At 47.1% G+C, this 16,846-nt stretch carries 14 protein-coding genes and 6 tRNA genes; 9 read left to right on the top strand and 11 right to left on the bottom strand.

Going from position 1 to position 16,846, the window contains the following annotated elements; translation table 11 throughout:
• Positions 1-209: 209 nt before the first annotated feature.
• Positions 210-1,982: an aryl-sulfate sulfotransferase gene (locus tag ACTTJF_RS04920; RefSeq protein ID WP_442551003.1), complete on the bottom strand. Its 1,773-nt coding sequence runs from the start codon at positions 1,980-1,982 to the stop codon at positions 210-212.
• Positions 1,983-2,183: 201 nt separating this feature from the next.
• On the opposite strand from ACTTJF_RS04920, the gene ACTTJF_RS04915 reads away from it, so the two are divergent.
• The 3 genes from ACTTJF_RS04915 (at position 2,184) to ACTTJF_RS04905 (ending at position 4,943) form a co-directional block, all read left to right on the top strand.
• Complete coding sequence (locus tag ACTTJF_RS04915) at positions 2,184-2,387, top strand: tautomerase family protein (RefSeq protein ID WP_002949321.1); 204 nt, start codon at positions 2,184-2,186, stop codon at positions 2,385-2,387.
• A complete protein-coding gene (gene bcp, locus ACTTJF_RS04910; protein ID WP_442551002.1) occupies positions 2,384-2,881 on the top strand; it encodes a thioredoxin-dependent thiol peroxidase in 498 nt (165 codons plus the stop codon). Before ACTTJF_RS04915 ends, bcp begins: the two co-directional genes overlap by 4 nt.
• Before the next feature lie 601 nt (positions 2,882-3,482).
• Positions 3,483-4,943 (top strand): aldehyde dehydrogenase family protein, encoded by a 1,461-nt coding sequence (locus ACTTJF_RS04905; protein WP_002951991.1) that lies wholly within the window; start codon positions 3,483-3,485, stop codon positions 4,941-4,943.
• 241 nt (positions 4,944-5,184) lie between these two features.
• On the opposite strand, the gene ACTTJF_RS04900 is transcribed toward ACTTJF_RS04905, so the two are convergent.
• The 10 genes from ACTTJF_RS04900 to ACTTJF_RS04855 form a co-directional block, all read right to left on the bottom strand.
• On the bottom strand, positions 5,185-6,024 hold the full coding sequence (locus ACTTJF_RS04900; protein WP_442551001.1) for a Rossmann-like domain-containing protein: 840 nt from the start codon (positions 6,022-6,024) through the stop codon (positions 5,185-5,187).
• A gap of 276 nt (positions 6,025-6,300) precedes the next feature.
• Positions 6,301-6,385, bottom strand: a tRNA-Leu gene (locus tag ACTTJF_RS04895).
• 15 nt (positions 6,386-6,400) lie between these two features.
• Positions 6,401-6,477, bottom strand: a tRNA-Arg gene (locus tag ACTTJF_RS04890).
• 12 nt (positions 6,478-6,489) lie between these two features.
• Positions 6,490-6,566: transfer RNA gene (locus ACTTJF_RS04885), tRNA-Arg, on the bottom strand.
• A 5-nt stretch (positions 6,567-6,571) separates the two neighbouring features.
• Positions 6,572-6,648, bottom strand: a tRNA-His gene (locus ACTTJF_RS04880).
• Positions 6,649-6,659: 11 nt separating this feature from the next.
• Positions 6,660-6,737 (bottom strand) — tRNA-Pro (locus ACTTJF_RS04875).
• A 108-nt stretch (positions 6,738-6,845) separates the two neighbouring features.
• Positions 6,846-8,171: an MATE family efflux transporter gene (locus ACTTJF_RS04870; protein ID WP_442551000.1), complete on the bottom strand. Its 1,326-nt coding sequence runs from the start codon at positions 8,169-8,171 to the stop codon at positions 6,846-6,848.
• A complete protein-coding gene (locus ACTTJF_RS04865; protein ID WP_442550999.1) occupies positions 8,168-8,836 on the bottom strand; it encodes a DNA alkylation repair protein in 669 nt (222 codons plus the stop codon). The genes ACTTJF_RS04870 and ACTTJF_RS04865 overlap by 4 nt, the downstream gene beginning before the upstream one ends.
• 128 nt (positions 8,837-8,964) lie before the next feature.
• Positions 8,965-9,702, bottom strand: coding sequence for a TerC family protein (locus ACTTJF_RS04860; protein ID WP_009495442.1), 738 nt, complete (start codon positions 9,700-9,702; stop codon positions 8,965-8,967).
• A 306-nt stretch (positions 9,703-10,008) separates the two neighbouring features.
• Positions 10,009-10,083: transfer RNA gene (locus ACTTJF_RS04855), tRNA-Glu, on the bottom strand.
• 69 nt (positions 10,084-10,152) lie between these two features.
• Between ACTTJF_RS04855 and ACTTJF_RS04850 the strand changes: the two genes are divergently transcribed.
• The 6 genes from ACTTJF_RS04850 to ACTTJF_RS04825 all read left to right on the top strand — a co-directional run bounded on the left by ACTTJF_RS04850 (position 10,153) and on the right by ACTTJF_RS04825 (position 16,845).
• On the top strand, positions 10,153-10,632 hold the full coding sequence (locus ACTTJF_RS04850) for a hypothetical protein (protein WP_442550998.1): 480 nt from the start codon (positions 10,153-10,155) through the stop codon (positions 10,630-10,632).
• On the top strand, positions 10,629-11,468 hold the full coding sequence (gene nfo, locus ACTTJF_RS04845; protein ID WP_442550997.1) for a deoxyribonuclease IV: 840 nt from the start codon (positions 10,629-10,631) through the stop codon (positions 11,466-11,468). Before ACTTJF_RS04850 ends, nfo begins: the two co-directional genes overlap by 4 nt.
• Positions 11,469-12,716: an OmpP1/FadL family transporter gene (locus ACTTJF_RS04840; RefSeq protein WP_442550996.1), complete on the top strand. Its 1,248-nt coding sequence runs from the start codon at positions 11,469-11,471 to the stop codon at positions 12,714-12,716. It begins immediately after the preceding gene.
• A gap of 9 nt (positions 12,717-12,725) precedes the next feature.
• Entirely contained in the window at positions 12,726-14,270 is a 1,545-nt protein-coding gene (locus ACTTJF_RS04835) for a fatty acid--CoA ligase (protein WP_442550995.1), read from the top strand.
• Positions 14,270-15,997, top strand: coding sequence for an ATP-binding protein (locus tag ACTTJF_RS04830; protein WP_442550994.1), 1,728 nt, complete (start codon positions 14,270-14,272; stop codon positions 15,995-15,997). Before ACTTJF_RS04835 ends, ACTTJF_RS04830 begins: the two co-directional genes overlap by 1 nt.
• A gap of 65 nt (positions 15,998-16,062) precedes the next feature.
• Entirely contained in the window at positions 16,063-16,845 is a 783-nt protein-coding gene (locus ACTTJF_RS04825) for a hypothetical protein (protein ID WP_442550993.1), read from the top strand.
• The last annotated feature ends 1 nt before the right edge of the window (position 16,846 follow it).

Below are 16,846 nucleotides of genomic sequence, written 5' to 3'. Positions count from 1 at the left end.
GGTAAATTTGAGATTAAGCGGGCTAAACTCGGCAAATTTGACGGGTTAAATTTGACGGCGTTGCGGATAAAATTTCGACGAGCGGTTTAAATTTAAACAAAGCGGCGAGCCGAATTTTCTTTAAAATTTTACTCGCCACGAAATTCTAAATCCAGCCGCGCGCCCGTTTTTGGCGGCGGCCGGAAAAACTAAACCAGAAAGGTCAAAATTTAATACTCAAAGATATTCGGATCTATCACCATCGCGCGGTAGGCTACGTCGTCTCTAGACGCAGACTCCACGTCCATTTCAAATTTGACATCGTTTGTTTTCGGATCGATTTCCACGAGCACCATTTTGATCGTCTTATCAGGCTTTAGCAGATAGACGTTCGAGCTTGAGATGAAGTACGTGCTTTTATCCTTTTGCCACTCCACGATGCTGGTAACCGCGCTATAGAAGTCAAATCCGCGCTCCTTGCCAAACTCCCACGTCTGCTCGACGGTACCCTTTTGCTCGTCTATCTTGTACTCGACCGCGCGAGAGTATTTTTGCTCTTTTAGCGCAGGCTGCTCCATGCCGCGGCCGTCGCCGTTGTCAAATACGCTGATGTGCTTTACGGAGCCCTTGTTATCGTAGCGCGGAGTGAGCCACGCGGTGTGCTGCGTCCACGACCAGTCGAAGTCGCCCTCGCATTTTGAGTTTTCGCATTTGATTTTGTTGCCGTTTTTATCCACGGGCACTAGCACTTTTTCTTTAAAGTCCGCGCTCCAGCCCTCAGGCGATGCGAGGATCCATTTTACCTTTTTGTCGCGGCCGATCTTGACGATGCCTTGGTGGCGAAGCGAGAGGATGATGCCGTCGTCGCTAGGATCGTGCGAGATGGAGTTTACGTGCGCCCAGTTGCGTCCCGTGCCGGTCGAGGTCACGTCGCCGAAAGGCAGATCGTCGCTGATTTTGATCTCTTTGGCGTCCATGTCGATATTTAGGCACACGGCACGAGCGTCAAGAGCCTTGATTAGGCTACTGCGGTAGACGTTTTTGCCGAAAATTTCATTCAGATCCCACTCGTCCACGACCTTGCCGCTGCCGTCTAGCTCGATGATGTGATCTCTAATCGTGTGCGAAATTCTGCCGTCTGCGTGGTGGTAGTTGTACTTACCGACGCGAAGCAGCAGATGATCGCCTTTTAGCGGCATCACCTCGTGGCTAAGGTCGATGTAGCCGCGCGGTAGCTCGCGATTATACACCTCCTTGCCCATCATATCGTAGCGCATATATCGCTGCGCCATGCCCCAGCTAAGATCGCCGTTTGGCAGCTGATGAAAGCCCATCATCATGCCGCCGTCCATCACTCTGCGCTCGCTGCGGTCGTAAAATTTCTGATAGTCTAGATACCACCTGACCTCGCCCTGCGTATCGACGACGAAATTTTCGGTGAAGTCGTTCCAGCTAGCGGCACCGCCGTTTTTCCAATCAAGCGGCTTATAAACGCTCGTGATCGTATTGTTGATGAGATAGAGCCTGTTTTTAAACGCAGAATCGACCTTTTTAACCTTCATCTTTTGCATGTGGCTAAATCTATAATCGCGGCTATACGTCACGATCGGCTGAGCGTAAATTTTATACTTTTCGACCTTCTTTTCGCCGTTAAAAACGTAGCTTACTTCGACCTCGTTTAGATAGTCCGGATACAGTCCCCAGATCGGCACGCCGTCGTGGTTTAGCAGCGCATGCTCGGAGACGTTATAGGCGATGTCAATGCCGCCGTTCGGCTTTCCCAGAACCCGCACGTGGATATCCTTGATGTCCTTGCCCGCGCGATCAATAACAGCCGTTAGAGGCGCCACGTCGTAAGGGTTGATAAACACCGAGCCAAGCTCGCCTTGGGTTTTTACCTGATGCGCCAAAACGCCCGCACTCGCAGTCTGCGGCACCGCTATAAACGCGCCGCCCGCCAAGGCCGCAGCCAAAACGATAGAACCGAAAAAATTCTTACGCATATTCGCTCCTTTTGGGTAAATTTATCTAATTTTACCACTACCGAATCATGCAATAATCATACTATCTTTAAATTTTACTTAAATGTCAAATTTAAAGCTAAATTTTAATATGAAGGCTTAAATTTTAGCACGCAAACGAGCTGGGCAACTGATTAAATTTTGATATAATTAGCCTCTATTTATCAAATTTAAGGAGAAAAAATGCCTTTCATAAACGTAAAAATGGCAGGCCCGGAGCCGACAAAAGAGCAAAAGCAAAAGCTAGTCGAGGAGATGACCGACACTATGGTACGCGTGCTGGGCAAAAATCGCGAGCGCGTGCAAATTTATATCGAAACATACGACGCAAGCTCGATAGGCTCGGGCGGCAAGACGCTTGAGGAGATTAGAAAGGAGCAAAAATGAGCGAATTTTCAAAAGAGGATCTAGAGCGCAAGATCACGCTAACAGCGGGCGACACGGCGCCGGAGTTTAGCCTAGAAAACAGCGACGGCGTGAGCGTCAGCCTAAAAGACTTCGTCGGCAAAAACGTCGTGCTGTACTTTTACCCAAAGGACAACACTCCGGGCTGCACGACTGAAGCATGCGAATTTAGCGCGCTTTACGACGATTTTATAGCCAAAGACACCGTGATCGTGGGCATTAGTCCCGATAGCGTCAAATCCCACGCCGGCTTTGCGCAAAAACAGAGCCTAAAGCACATCCTACTAAGCGACCCCGCGCACGAAGTCGCCAAACTCTACGGCGTCTGGCAGGTGAAGAAAAACTACGGCAAAGAGTATCTGGGCATCGCTCGCTCAACCTTTGTGATCGGCAAAGACGGCAAGATCGCGAAGGTGTATAAGAGCGTGAAGGCGAAAGAGCATGCGGCGAAGGTGCTAGCTGATCTCGTGAAGTGATTGCGGCTTGTCTCGCGAGTGCTTTTTGCAGATTTCGTTAAAATTTGACTCAATAGGCTATATGCCTTATTTTCATTAAATTTTAACTTCAAAACACCAAAAATCATCTCGCGATACTTTGCCTTGATTTTTTGTACTCAAATTTGAAGTCAAATTTGCAAATTTCGGTTTCAAATTTTACGCACCGAGACCCACACTGCAAAAAGCTAAATTTAGCTTAGTTAAGTTTTTGAGTTTCTTTGAGCAAAAACAACCGCTCAAGGGTTGTTTTTGCTTTATTGTAAAGGGGGTGGGGGCTTAAATTGCGCTCTGCTTGCAGTTGCGAAGCGTAGCTGAAGCAAAAGAGCTCCCCCACCCCCTTTAATCCCCCTCCCTCTACGACGCTTTTAAGGTGGCGACATAGCTTTGCTAACGCAAAGCGTCGCGAGTTTAAGCGATATGGGTCTCGGTGCGTCAAATTTAAAATATTCCCAGCAAATTTAACCTAAAATCCCGTCAAATTTCCGCTCAAATTTTTGATAACGATTATTTTCTAATTATCAAAATATTTATAATGGAGGAGTAATATTTCAGTTATTAAATAATCTTTCAAGGAGAAAAAATGGTTAAGTTGCAAGAAAAATACGGCCTTTTTATAAACGGCGAATTCGTCCCTGCAAGCAGCGGCAAGACGCTAGATACCTTTGACCCCGCCACCGGCAAAAAGCTAGCCGCGATCGCGGACGCGAGTAAAGAGGACGTGGACGCCGCGGTCAAGGCCGCGCGCGAAGCGTTTAAGACGTTTCGCCATAGCACGGTGAGCGAGCGAAGCAGAATTTTGCTCAAAATCGCCGATATAATCGACGCAAACAAAGACTTTTTAGCCGCGGTCGAGACGATGGACAACGGCAAGCCTATCCGCGAGACGCTAAACGTGGACGTGCCGTACGCGGCGGAGCATTTTAGGTATTTTGCGGGCGTGATCCAGGGCGAAGAGGGCAGCGCAAACGTGCTCGAAGAAAAGCACCTCTCGCTAATCTTACGCGAGCCTATCGGCGTCGTAGCGCAGATCGTGCCGTGGAATTTCCCGTTTTTGATGGCGGCGTGGAAGCTAGCTCCCGTCATCGCAGCCGGCGATACGAGCGTGTTAAAGCCGTCGTCTGAAACCAGCCTGAGCGTGCTCGAGCTAATGCGCCTCATCAAAGACGTGCTACCAAAAGGCGTCGTAAACGTGATAACGGGCAAAGGTAGCGGCGCAGGAGCGTTTTTACAAAAGCACAGCGGCATCGACAAGATCGCATTTACCGGCTCGACCGAGATCGGACGCGAGATCGCTATCTCGGCGGCTGAAAAAATCATCCCGGCAACGCTCGAGCTAGGCGGCAAATCGGCCAACATCATCTACGCCGACGCAGACTTTGACTTGGCTCTAGACGGCGTTCAGATGGGTATTTTGTTTAACCAAGGACAAGTTTGCTGCGCGGGCAGCAGGATATTTGTCGAGGAGAAAATTTACGACAAATTTATCGCCGCGGCTGTGGAGAAATTTAAAAACCTAAAAGTCGGCGATCCGCTTGATCCAAAGACGCAGATGGGCTCTCAGATCAACGCTAAACAAGCCGCCAAGATCGTCGAGTACATCAACATCGGCGTCAAAGAGGGCGCCAAAATCGCCGTCGGAGGTAAACTCGCGGCTGCGGGAGATAGCTTCGTCGAGCCGACGCTGCTAGTGGACGTGAGCAACGATATGCGCGTGGCCAGAGAGGAGATTTTCGGCCCGGTAGGCGTCGTGATCAAATTTAAAAACGAGGACGAGCTCATCAAGATGGTAAACGATAGCGAATACGGCCTAGGCGGCGGCGTCTTCACGCAGGACATCACTCGCGCTATCCGCACCGCTCGCGCGATGGAGACGGGCCGCGTGTGGATAAACTGCTACAACCAGATCCCGGCGGGCAGCCCTTTTGGCGGCTACAAGAGCTCGGGCATCGGCCGCGAAACGCACAAAATCATCCTTGAGCACTACACTCAGATGAAAAATATCATGGTAAATTTGACGGGCAAGGTTAGTTCGTTTTATTAAAATTTCGCTTAATGCAACTTTAGGTCGGGCGCTTTGCTCGGCCTTTTACATATTTTTTGACTTTTTGAATTTGACGAAACTCTCGTAAATTTGCATAAATTTAGAACCGATTTTATCCGTGCAAAGCACAAATTTAATGCCAAGTCGCCTATTTTGCACCGAAATAAAATCGCCCCTCTAGGCCAAAAATAATCGTCAAATTTGGCCAAATTTAGCCTTGTGTATTCATGTCGCTAAATTTCTAAATTTTAGAGTGCTGACTCTCGCGTTTCATCACGAATTTCTCCGCAAATTTGCCGAAAAAATGATACCCCGAGCCGGCCTGCGCGATCACGTCTAAAAGCTCATCCGCGCGCGTAGTATAAATACCGCCAGCGCAGCTCACGCCTCTATCAAAAAGCGCCTTGGGCGACATCGAGACAGTCGGACCGACGACGATGGCGTCGGCACCGCTCTTTTTTAGGCTCAGGATATCCTCCAGTGTGTCGTTTAGCAGCGTGACGCCGGTTATGATGAGATTATCGGCCGCCCTGATCGCATCTGCAGCCTCTTCTTGCGGAATAAAATACTTAAGCTCATCGTCTTTTAGCGCACTCTTATCAAGCTCCAAGATACGAAAATCAAGGCCGTTTTTCATCATAAATTTGATGTAAGGCACCAGCGCGCCCACGATCACGCTAAACGAGTCACGCTTGATAGCTAGCTCTTCAAAAGGATCGGCCCTAAATTTAGTCGCATACGGACTAGCCGAGCGTTCGTAGCACGTCTGCGAAAGTGTGTTTAGGGCGGCTACGGCGATGGTTTTTTTAATAGGACTCTCGCTAGATAGATCTTTTAAAAGAGTTTTTACATTTTTGCCGCAAATATTGCCGGAATTTGGCATTACCATAGCTTGTGACGGGCAACAAACGGCCTGCGGAAAGGACTTTAACGGAGTGTAGCTCACGCCGCAAACTCCGTTACTTAGCTTTACGCCAGTGAAAAATAGCCCGACCACTACGCGCTGCACGCTTAAGTTTTCTATTTCGTCGCCTAAATTTTCATAAATTTGACTTAGGGTATCGCTTAAAATTTGACCCATGATAGGCTCCTTTGCTGATATAGGTGGCAAATTTACGGAAATTTTACAGCAAACTATTTGAAATTTTATTAATCCATATCATATCTGAAATATACGGCACGCTGCGGCGTAAATTTAGTCAAATTTTAATGCTAAAAAACTAAATACAATTTGAACTCTGAGCAAAGCTCCTGAATGCTTTGAAAAATATATCTTGTCATATAAAGCTATAAAGAGATTACAAAAATAATTGTCTTTTTTTAGAAAAAAGTTTGGATTTTAAAAATAGTATTTGGATGGTGCGGATGAAAGGACTTGAACCTTCACGCCGTGGGGCACCAGATCCTAAGTCTGGCGTGTCTGCCAATTTCACCACATCCGCACAACAATAATAAAGTGGTACGCCCATCAGGATTCGAACCTGAGGCCTACGGCTTAGAAGGCCGTTGCTCTATCCAGCTGAGCTATGAGCGCATAAAAACAAAGTGGCGCGCCCGATAGGAGTCGAACCCATAACCTACAGATCCGAAGTCTGTCGCTCTATCCAATTGAGCTACGAGCGCCCAAGTGGGGTGAGTGATGGGAATCGAACCCACGACCCTCAGGACCACAATCTGATGCTCTAACCGACTGAGCTACACTCACCATCTAACAAATGGTCGGGGTGAAAGGATTCGAACCTTCGGCCCTCTGGTCCCAAACCAGATGCGCTAACCAGCCTGCGCTACACCCCGAGGCATTGCGAGTTTAGCCTACTTATTGAAAAGGCGCATTGTAGCCAAAAAAATGCGCTATGTCAAGAAAAATAAGCTTAAATTTGAAAATTTGCGAAAATTTTTGCTTCAAGCCGCGCAAACTCGGGCAAGAACAAATTTTGTATAAAAGAAAAAAGTTAGCCCGATCAGCCAAACATTAAAAAACATCGCTTTAAAAATATCTTGCAACTCGCCGCCAAAAATATCGGCTACAAGCGAGTAAAGCGCCATTTGCAGCACTATCTGACGGGTAAAATTTAAAACAAAAACTGCCGAGGGCCTTTTTACGCCTTGAAGCGTCGAGCCGGAGAGATTTATGAGCGCGTAGCCTATAAACGCTAGCGAATTTACAGCAAAATAGCTTTTTGCCGCGTTTACGACCTCAGGCGTCTCGTCAAAAAACCCGACCAAAATCCCGCCGAGCCCCAGGCAAAAAGCCGCCGCAAAAATGCAGTAAACCGTTAAAAATTTGACCGCATAGGCATAGCAGCCTTGCACTCTGGCGTATTTGCGAGCGCCGAAGTTTTGCGACACGATACCAAGAACCGCCGATGCGATGCCCGTCGTCGGCAACATAACGATCTGTTCGATGCGTAGCGCTAGTCCATAGCCTGCGACCGCATGCGTGCCGTAACGGCTGATAAAATGCATGAGAACGAGCCCGCCAAGCGACATCGAGAGATAGTTTAGGCATGCGGGCAAGGCTTGGGCTAAAATTTTACGGTAGATGGCGAGCTCAGGCGCAAATGAGCGTAAATTTAAAAAATTTATCATGCCCGTTTTTGCGACTTTGACGCCTAAAAATAACGAGCCTAAAAGCTGCACCGAAGCCGTCGCTAGCGCTATCCCGCCGATACCCAGTCCGTAAAAATCCACATAAAAAAAGCAAAAGCCCAAATTTATAAAAAGTCCCGCAAAAAGCCAGTTTCGCAGGCTCTTCGTGTCGCCCGTAGCCACCAGCACGCCGTTTAAGGATTTTATGAGCAAGAAAAAGGGCGAGGCAAGAAATATCACGCGGTTATACGCCATGGCTTCGCGCAAAAATTCCTCGTTCGCGCCTAAAATTTTAAGCAAATGCGGCGTAAAAATAAATCCCGAAAGCCCCATAAAAAACGCGCAAAGAAACACGAAAAACACGCCCTTTGCAGCATAAATTTTAGCGAGTTTTTCTTTGCCGCCGCCAAGCGCATTACCCACAAGCGCCGTTAGCGCCGAGCCAAAGCCAAGCCCCACGCCCACGACGCTGATATAGAGCAAAAAACTCATCGAAAAGCCCGCCAGCGCCTGCGTCGATATGCGCGCGGCAAAAAACACGCCCGTCACGTTATAAAGCGTGTTAAAACTCATCGCGACGCCCGCGGGCGCGGCTAGGCGCAGTACGAGCTTATTTATGGGCTCTTTTGTTAGATTCACTTGATTTTGAGCTCCAAAAGCGCGTCTTTTACCTCTTTTGGCACGCGGTAGCTGTCGCGGATCTTTGAGATCGTTTTGTTGTGAGTAAATTTGCTCAGCCGCCCGCTCTCCAGTAGCTCTCGCCCCGCGCCGTTAAATTTGATAAAAACCTCGGCTAAAGACAAAGCCGCCGCCATTTGCACATAGTAGCGGTCGTCCTTTTCCTCGGCACAAATTTCAAAAAACCGCTCGAGCGAAAGCGCCCCAAAATTACGCATAAAATAAACGTAGAAAAAGCGCTTTTCGTATTCTAAATTTGAGCCTAGAGCCTGCTTTAGCAGCGCATCTACGTAGCGCGCCTCGGTAAATTTAGGCTCAAAGCCGTCCGTCACGGCCCAGTTTGGCATCGTTTTGATAAACTCGCTAGCTAGCTTAAATTTGGCTTCGTCGTCTTTAACGAGCATTATCAAAAAGCCCTTTAGCATAAACTCCTCATGAAAAAACGGCTCATAAGCTGCGATCTGTTCTAAATTTAACCGAGCGAAATTTTGCTTTGCCAAGCGTCTTAGTTCGGGAGTTTTTACGCCTAAAATTTCAGGGCTTTTGATGAGCTTTTGTGAAAATACCGCCAGCTTTTCACTCTTAAGCCCCTCTAAAATCTCTAAAAATTCGCCTTTTACGTCCACGCTAGCTCCTTTGCTTTTTAAATTTACCGCTCAAATTCGCCCCGTTTAAATTTGACGCCTCAAAAAACAAAGCCGAAGCGTTAAATTTGCCGCCCTGCGCGCCTAAAAGCAAATTTAAAGGCTCAAATTTACTTTTGAGCCTCTTGCGCGCGTTTTGCCGACTTTTTGCGAGCGTAGATGTTGATGAGCTCCACGCCCAGAGAAAACGCCATCGCAAAGTAAACGTAGCCCTTAGGCACGTGCATACCGAGCCCCTCGCCAACTAACGTAAAGCCGATCAGGATCAAGAACGCAAGCGCGAGAATTTTGATCGTCGGGTTGTTGTCGACGAAATTTGAGATGCTCTTAGACGCAAACATCATCACGCCCACCGCAAGCATCACGGCTAAAATCATGATCTCGATGTGGTTTGCCATGCCCACTGCGGTGATGACGCTATCGAGCGAAAAGACGATGTCAAGCACGGCGATCTCTGCGATAACGACCCAAAAGCTCGCATGCCCTTTGCTCGCCGAGTGCTCTTCGTGCTCGCCGCTGACGCTTGAGTGGATCTCTAGCGTGGACTTGCCGATGAGGAAAAGTCCGCCTAAAATCAGCACCAAATCGCGCCCCGTGATCGTGAAGTCAAACACGCTAAATAGCGGCTTGGTAAGCTTCATAATCCAAAATAGCGAAAGCAAAAGCGCAATCCTCGTTAGCATCGCGAGCGAAAGCCCTAAAATGCGGCCTTTGTCGCGCTGCTCGGGCGGGAGCTTGCCGACTAGGATCGCGATAAATATGATGTTGTCGATACCAAGCACGATCTCAAGCCCCGTTAGCGTCACGAGCGACAGCCACGCCTCGGGCGAAAAAATCCAATCGAACATTTTTTTCCTTTTTTATAAATTAGGGCGCGATTATAGCCAAAACGGGTTTAAATTTGATTGAGCGGTCAAATATGGGCGTTTGGGGATCAAATTTTACGCTTTGAGGCGATTAAATTTGGCTGGTTTTTGTTTATTTGGCAGCGGTTAAATTTGCCGCGATGAAATTTGATTTCGCAAAATACGCAACAAACGGCTCTGCGAATAAATTTTTAGAAAAAACGAATTTAAGAAAAATTATTTTTAGATAAAGGGCGTTTAAGCGATAAGCGGATAAAATTAAAATCTTTTGTGAAATTTAAAATGAAGTGGTGACCCCTACGAGACTCGAACTCGTGTTACCGCCGTGAAAGGGCGATGTCCTAACCGCTAGACGAAGGGGCCACAAATTAGCGGAAATGGGATTTTACATTAAAGATAATAAAAAATAGCTTAAACCAAGGATAAAAAATCATGAAAAAATCTACAAACTTCGCTTTAGCTGCGCTCGCTTGCCTCGCGCTTGGTGGCTGTGCCGCGCTACAAAGCCAAAAATCATCGGACAAATTTACCGTCACCATCCTCACTCCGCCGCTAAAAATCAACGACGTCGGCTTCCTGCATAAAAACGCAAATCAGCTAAATTTGCAAATTTACAGCTCGGGCATAAATACGGTAAATCTCAAAATAAACGACAAAATTTGCATGAACGGCGCGTGTTTTGAGAAAAAAGAATTTAACAAAAAGTTCTTTTTGGAGGAGAGATACGACGACTTTTTCGCGGAAATTTTGGAGCGCAAACCGCTATATGACGGCATAAATGTAATGACAAATTCGTGCGGTTTTATACAAGATATAAGTAAATATTCAATAAAATACGAAGTTTGCGGTAAAAATATCAGCTTTTTCGACGCTAAAAACCGCATAAAAATCATCATAAAAGAGCTTCAATGAAATTTATCGGCGCGCATGTGAGCATCGCGGGCGGCGTAGAAAACGCTCCGCTAAATGCGGCAAATATCGGCGCGAACGCCTTTGCGATGTTCGTCAAAAATCAGCGCCAATGGGAGGCCAAGCCGCTTTCCCAGGAAAATATCTCCAAATTTAAACAAAATTTAAAAGCCGCCCATATCGAGCCCAGGCACGTTTTGCCGCACAACGGCTACCTTATAAATTTAGGCCACCCAAACCCGGAGCAGCGTCAAAAGTCCATTAACGCCTTTTTGGACGAAATTTACCGCGTAGAGGCGCTAGGCCTAGTGATGATAAATTTTCATCCAGGTTCGTATCTAAACGAAATTTCGCCCGAAATTTGCCTCCAAAATATCGCAAATTCCGTAAATTTCCTACTTGAAAATAGCCAAAACGTAAAGCTAGTCATAGAAAATACCGCCGGCCAAGGCTCAAATTTGGGCTTTAAATTTGAACACCTAGCCTATATCATCAAGCACTGTATTGACAAAAACAGGATCGGCGTGTGTCTAGATACCTGTCATACATTTGCCGCGGGATACGATATCAGAGATGACTACGAGCGCGTGATGAGCGAGTTTGACGAGATAGTCGGACGCGATATGCTGCGGGGTATGCATCTAAACGATACGAAATTTGACCTAGCCAGCAAAAAGGATCGCCACGAGAGCCTGGGCAAAGGCTTTTTAGGCTTAAAAACATTTGAAAACATCATAAACGACCCCCGCACGGACGATATCCCGCTAGTTTTAGAGACGATCGACGAGAGCATCTGGGCGGACGAGATAAAAATTTTAAGAAACTTTAAAGGAGAGTAAATGAGAAAATATATCGGCGTTTGCCTAGCGGCTTGCTGCTGTCTAAATGCGGCCGGTTTTAAAATCCCGGAGCAAAGCGGCGATAGCATCGCGCTTTTAAACTCAAACGTCGCGACGAGCTTCGGACCCGACGCAGCCTATAATAACCCGGCAAATATGATATTTTTGGACGGCGGACACTACCTCGAGAGCTCGCTAACCTACCTGCGCATGTCAAAGACGAAGTATAGGCACTTTAACGGCGACAAACTCACATCCAAAAGAGCGACCGCGCTCGTGCCTACGTTTCACTTCGTGACGCCGCATTTTGGCGACTGGCGCTTTGGCCTATCAGTCGTCGTGCCTGCGGGAATGTCGATGAGATGGGACGAAAATCTACCTAAAGCCACATCTAAAAAATTCGATCTAAAAGTGATCGAGGTAAATCCTAGCGTCGCCTACGCGCTAACCGATAACATCGCATTAGGCTTTGGTCTTCGCGCCGTTTACGCTAGAGGAGAAGCCGTGCAGGAGGTCCCTGGCGCCCTACCCGCCTCGCAAGACATCAAAGGCGACCGCGTAAATTTCGGCTATAACGCCGCAATCACCTATAAACCGACCTCAAATTTGAGCCTAGCGGCCACCTACCGCTCGAAAGTAAATATGAATCTAAAAGGCGACACCGACATCAGCGCGCCGGCGCACCCGAGAGGAGCATTTCCGAGCGGCTCATATAGCGGCAGCGCAAAGCTATCCGTACCGCTACCTGCGAGCTTAAATTTAGCCCTATCGTACAAAATCGCAAACACCACGCTGCTATTTGACTTTGAGCGAACCTACTGGTCGGCGTGGAAAGAGCTTGACTTCAACTACCCGGGCGCCTCGGCCGCTCACTACCGCAACCCGTTTTTCGCGGCATTTGACGCGCCAAAAAAGCGCGACTGGAAAGATACGAACGCCTACCGCATCGGCGTAGCGCACGACGCGACGGATAAGCTCCGCCTGATGGGCGCGGTTACGTTTGACGAGGCCGCATCCAGAGCCGACACTACGGGCTTTGACCTACCAGATACTAAAGCCGTCATCTACGCAGCGGGCTTTAACTACAAATTTACAGACGCTTTGGAGCTAGGAGCCAGCTACTTCTACCAAGATAGAAAAGAGCGCGACGTGAGCTACTACTCAAACGCGTCGGGACTCTATCCAAACGGCAAATTTGAGCGCGGCAACGCTCAGGCGATAAATTTGAACGTGAAATATAAATTTTAAGGCGCGGCCATGAACTACCCTTACGAAAATTTCGAGGATATGCTAAACGTCGCGGTAGATAAAAACGGCGGCGGTATCGCGATCTACACCGAAACGGGCAAGATGAGCTACGATCAGCTACGCACAAACGCCTTTACGTTGGCTGCGTTTTTGCAAGGTATGGGCATAAAAAAAGGCGACCGCGTCGCGATGATCGTAAACAACTCGCCGGAGTTTATCGCTAGCTACTTTGCCATCACGCTACTTGGCGCCGTGGCCGTGCCGATAAATACCTTCTTAAAATACGAAGAATTCGAGTACATCATAAACGACTGCGGGGCGAAATTTCTCTTTGCCTCGGCCGAGCTAGCCAAAGAGATACGCGGGCTAGAGAGCAAAACCGCGATCAAAAAGATCGTCTGGATCGGCGATAGATCCGAATTTGACGAAAACAATATCGCCTACGCGCACGCGCTAAACTGCCGTATAGAGCTAAATTTGACCGACCGACCGAAGCTTGACGATCTAGCCCATATCATCTACACCTCGGGTACCACAGGCAAGCCAAAGGGCGCGATGATCAGCTACCGCAACCTCATCTCAAACGTCCAGGGCGCGCACGAGGTCTTTCACGTGCGCACGAAGGATAGATTTGCCGTGTTTTTGCCGATGTTTCACAGCTTTACCCTCACGGCGATGGTGCTACTGCCGATATTTTCGGCATGTTCGCTTATTTTAGTAAAGTCCATTTTCCCGTTTTCAAACGTCCTAAAACAAGTCCTGCTCAAGCGCGCGACCGTATTTTTAGGCGTACCCGCGATCTATACGGCTATCGGCAAGGCTAAAATTCCGTGGTATTTTCGCTGGTTTAACTGCATTAGGATTTTTATCAGCGGCGGAGCGCCTTTGGCGGAGCAGACTATCACGGATTTTCGCGTTAAATTTCCGCGCGCGGTACTGATAGAGGGCTACGGCCTTAGCGAATGCTCGCCTATCGTCTCGGCAAACACGCTGCAAAAACAAAAAATCTCAAGCGTCGGCTTGCCGCTACCGGGTTACAAAGTAAAATGCATAAACGACGAGATGATGGAGCTGCCCGCAGGCGAGGTCGGCGAGCTAATCGTAAAAGGCGACTGCGTGATGCAGGGCTACCTAAATATGCCCGACGCCACCGACGAAACGATCGTAAACGGCTGGCTGCGCACGGGCGATCTCGTCAAGATCGACGAGGAGGGCTATATCTTTATCGTCGACCGCAAAAAAGACCTCATCATCTCAAAGGGCATCAACATCTACCCGCGCGAGATCGAGGAGGTGCTGTTTAAATTGCCCGAGGTCGAGGCAGCCGCCGTTATCGGCATCAAGGACGAGCACGCGGACGAGGAAGTCACGGCGTTTATCCAGTTTAAAGAGGATATGAGCCTGGACGGAAAAGAGATCCGCGCGCACCTTAAAAAACACTTGGCGAATTTTAAAATTCCAAAGACGATTTATTTTAAAGACAATCTACCTAAAAACGCGACGGGCAAGGTGCTAAAGCGCGTTTTAAAAGAGCAGATAAAGGGTGAAATTTAGTGCAGTTTTTGATAGAGTTTATCGGCGCAGAGCAAAATTCTAAAATTTCCTCGCTCATAAAATGCAGCCAAAACGAGGCGAAAATTTTACGCCATCTAAGCAAAGGCTACGTCGAAGGCACTCCGCAAAGTAGCGTTTACGACGTGCTTTGCGCTGTTTTTGGCAGCGAGGAGTATAAATTTCTAGCAGGACTTGCGGACGTAAAAAATCTACTGGAAAGCGGCTGGATCGTGCAGGGATTTTCTATCTTTAAAAACCAGGGCGCAGACGGCTCCGGCTCAAATTTACTCGGCCTGCTTCACAGCGAGATCTCGCTATCGCCGCTTTTTCTAAAAATTTTAGAAGAGGGCGAGTTTGGGCTTACGCTGCCCACAGTCGCGCCCTACGCCGATCACCTCGACTACCTAAAAGATCAGTTCTTGCGCGTGGAGCTTTACGGCAAGCTCTCGTTTTTTAGCAAAAACGTATCAAGCGACGCCAAAAGCCGCCTCGAAAAAGACGTAAAAGAGCTAGAAGCCATCATCGAAAAACGGCTAAATTTAAGCAAAATTTTGGTTCCCGTCGAGCAAATTTTCAAAGATAACGCGCTAAACGACAAAGAACAGCTTATTTTCCTCGCGCTTTTAAAGGAAGAATACGTCGGCGAAACGGACGCAAACCGCGATCTAAACGCGCTTGTAGGGATTTTAAGCGCGGACGAATTTGAACGCATAAAAAATCGTGCACTACTGGATGAAGGCTCAAAGCTAATCGAAAATGGCCTTATCGACTACGACGAGTCGCTAAATACCTACGGCGGCTTTAGCAGGACGTTTTATATAACCGATGAAATTTTACAAAGCGTAATGCATCCAAAAACCGAGAGCAAAAGCAAAAAACTAGCTCTAGAAACTCTCGTAAAAGAGCAGGAAATCTTTGAGCTCATTGAGCCCTCGACCGACATAAACGACGTCGTGCTGGACGTCAAGGTAAAAGAGCTGCTGGACGCGATCCTAAAACAAGTAGATCGCCGCGTGCTGGCGCGCCTATCTAGCTGGGGCATCAAGTCGCGTAAAAACGTGGACGCCAAAATCATCTTTTACGGACCGCCGGGTACGGGCAAAACTATGAGCGCGCTAAGCCTAGCTAAAAGCCTAAAAAAGCAGGTTCTTAGCTTTGACTGCTCTAAAATTTTGAGCAAATACGTCGGCGAGAGCGAACAAAACGTGCGTAAAATTTTCGATACGTACAAAGAAATCTGCGCCAAAAGCAAGAGCGAGCCCGTGCTGCTGCTAAACGAAGCCGATCAGTTTCTAAGCACGCGCGTCGAGGGCGGCAGCGGCGCGGACAAGATGCACAATCAAATGCAAAATATATTTTTGGAGCAAATCGAGCGCTTTGAGGGCGTGCTCATCGCCACGACGAACTTCTTACAAAGCCTAGATATCGCGTTTTCTCGCAGGTTTGATTACAAAATCGAGTTTAAAAAGCCCGACCTCGCCGCTCGCCTTGCGATCTGGCGCAAAGTGCTGCCCGAAAATGCGAGCTTTGAGGAAAATTTCGACGTCAAACAACTGGCTAAATTTGAGTTAAGCGGCGCGCAAATCATGCTCGCGCTCAAAAATACCGCGCTAAAAGTAGCCGTACGCGAGGACGGGATATTTACGATGGGCGACTTTGAAAGCGAGATCAAACGCGAGATGAGCTCAAATTTCGGCGAGGATAAGAAAGTCGGGTTTGACGGGTAAATTTGCCTGAGTTTATCTGGCCAATATTTTTATAGATAATCAAATTATAACCACAAGGATACTTTATGGATAATGGTGCAGATTGGGTTACAGCAGGAGCTACGGTATTTTTAGTTATCGTAACAATTATTTACGTTTACTTTTCCTACAAACTCACACAAGAAACCATTAGGCTTAGAAAAGTTGAAACATCGCCTTTTATTTCAATTATTTTTGATATCTCTTTTGACTCAACTAATTTCTCTAGAATAATTATAAAAAATATAGGAAAGGCGCCCGCATATGATATATCTTTTCAAATAGAAGAGCAATATCTACAATTTTTTAAAGGCTACAGTTTCAAAAATCCCATAGAATACTTTGCGCCCCAACAAGAGTTTTCTATCCTAGCAGCAGGTTTTATGGGTATTAAAGAGGCAGGTTTTAATTGTATTCCCATAAGTGTTAAATACAAGTCAAAAGACGGCACTGATTTTAAGGACTTATTTAACCTAAAATGGCAACACTTTCACTATTTTGAAACCACTACCCTACAAGAGATAAAAAAATGCCTTAACGATCTTAACTATGAAATAAGAAAAATAAATGAAACTTTAAGCGATAAAAAATACTTTATTTCCAATAAATTAAGCATCTTAGAAATGAATACTGAAAATGATCAGATGCAATTTATTTTTAGCAATGGCAAAATTTTAGAAATAAAAAATGAAATTATATCAGAAATTTTTAGCGACATAGAAAAGATAAGCGTTTATAAAGGTGATCTAATGGATTTTTCTAGCGGCAAAAGATTTACGGCCGAGGAACTATTTTTCATATTAACAAACACGCTAAACAAACAACAATAAA

This window comes from Campylobacter sp. (genome assembly GCF_052170435.1).
In the GTDB taxonomy this organism is placed as follows: domain Bacteria; phylum Campylobacterota; class Campylobacteria; order Campylobacterales; family Campylobacteraceae; genus Campylobacter_A.
The sequence above is the reverse complement of the archived record's forward strand: the minus strand, read 5'-3'. Positions and strand labels throughout refer to the sequence as shown.

Bases quoted from the DNA above. Each gene is read 5' to 3' on its own strand.
- ACTTJF_RS04920 (WP_442551003.1), bottom strand. From the start codon at position 1,982: ATGCGTAAGAATTTTTTCGGTTCTATCGTTTTGGCTGCGGCCTTGGCG.
- ACTTJF_RS04915 (WP_002949321.1), top strand. From the start codon at position 2,184: ATGCCTTTCATAAACGTAAAAATGGCAGGCCCGGAGCCGACAAAAGAG.
- bcp (WP_442551002.1), top strand. From the start codon at position 2,384: ATGAGCGAATTTTCAAAAGAGGATCTAGAGCGCAAGATCACGCTAACA.
- ACTTJF_RS04905 (WP_002951991.1), top strand. From the start codon at position 3,483: ATGGTTAAGTTGCAAGAAAAATACGGCCTTTTTATAAACGGCGAATTC.
- ACTTJF_RS04900 (WP_442551001.1), bottom strand. From the start codon at position 6,024: ATGGGTCAAATTTTAAGCGATACCCTAAGTCAAATTTATGAAAATTTA.
- ACTTJF_RS04860 (WP_009495442.1), bottom strand. From the start codon at position 9,702: ATGTTCGATTGGATTTTTTCGCCCGAGGCGTGGCTGTCGCTCGTGACG.
- ACTTJF_RS04850 (WP_442550998.1), top strand. From the start codon at position 10,153: ATGAAAAAATCTACAAACTTCGCTTTAGCTGCGCTCGCTTGCCTCGCG.
- nfo (WP_442550997.1), top strand. From the start codon at position 10,629: ATGAAATTTATCGGCGCGCATGTGAGCATCGCGGGCGGCGTAGAAAAC.
- ACTTJF_RS04840 (WP_442550996.1), top strand. From the start codon at position 11,469: ATGAGAAAATATATCGGCGTTTGCCTAGCGGCTTGCTGCTGTCTAAAT.
- ACTTJF_RS04835 (WP_442550995.1), top strand. From the start codon at position 12,726: ATGAACTACCCTTACGAAAATTTCGAGGATATGCTAAACGTCGCGGTA.
- ACTTJF_RS04825 (WP_442550993.1), top strand. From the start codon at position 16,063: ATGGATAATGGTGCAGATTGGGTTACAGCAGGAGCTACGGTATTTTTA.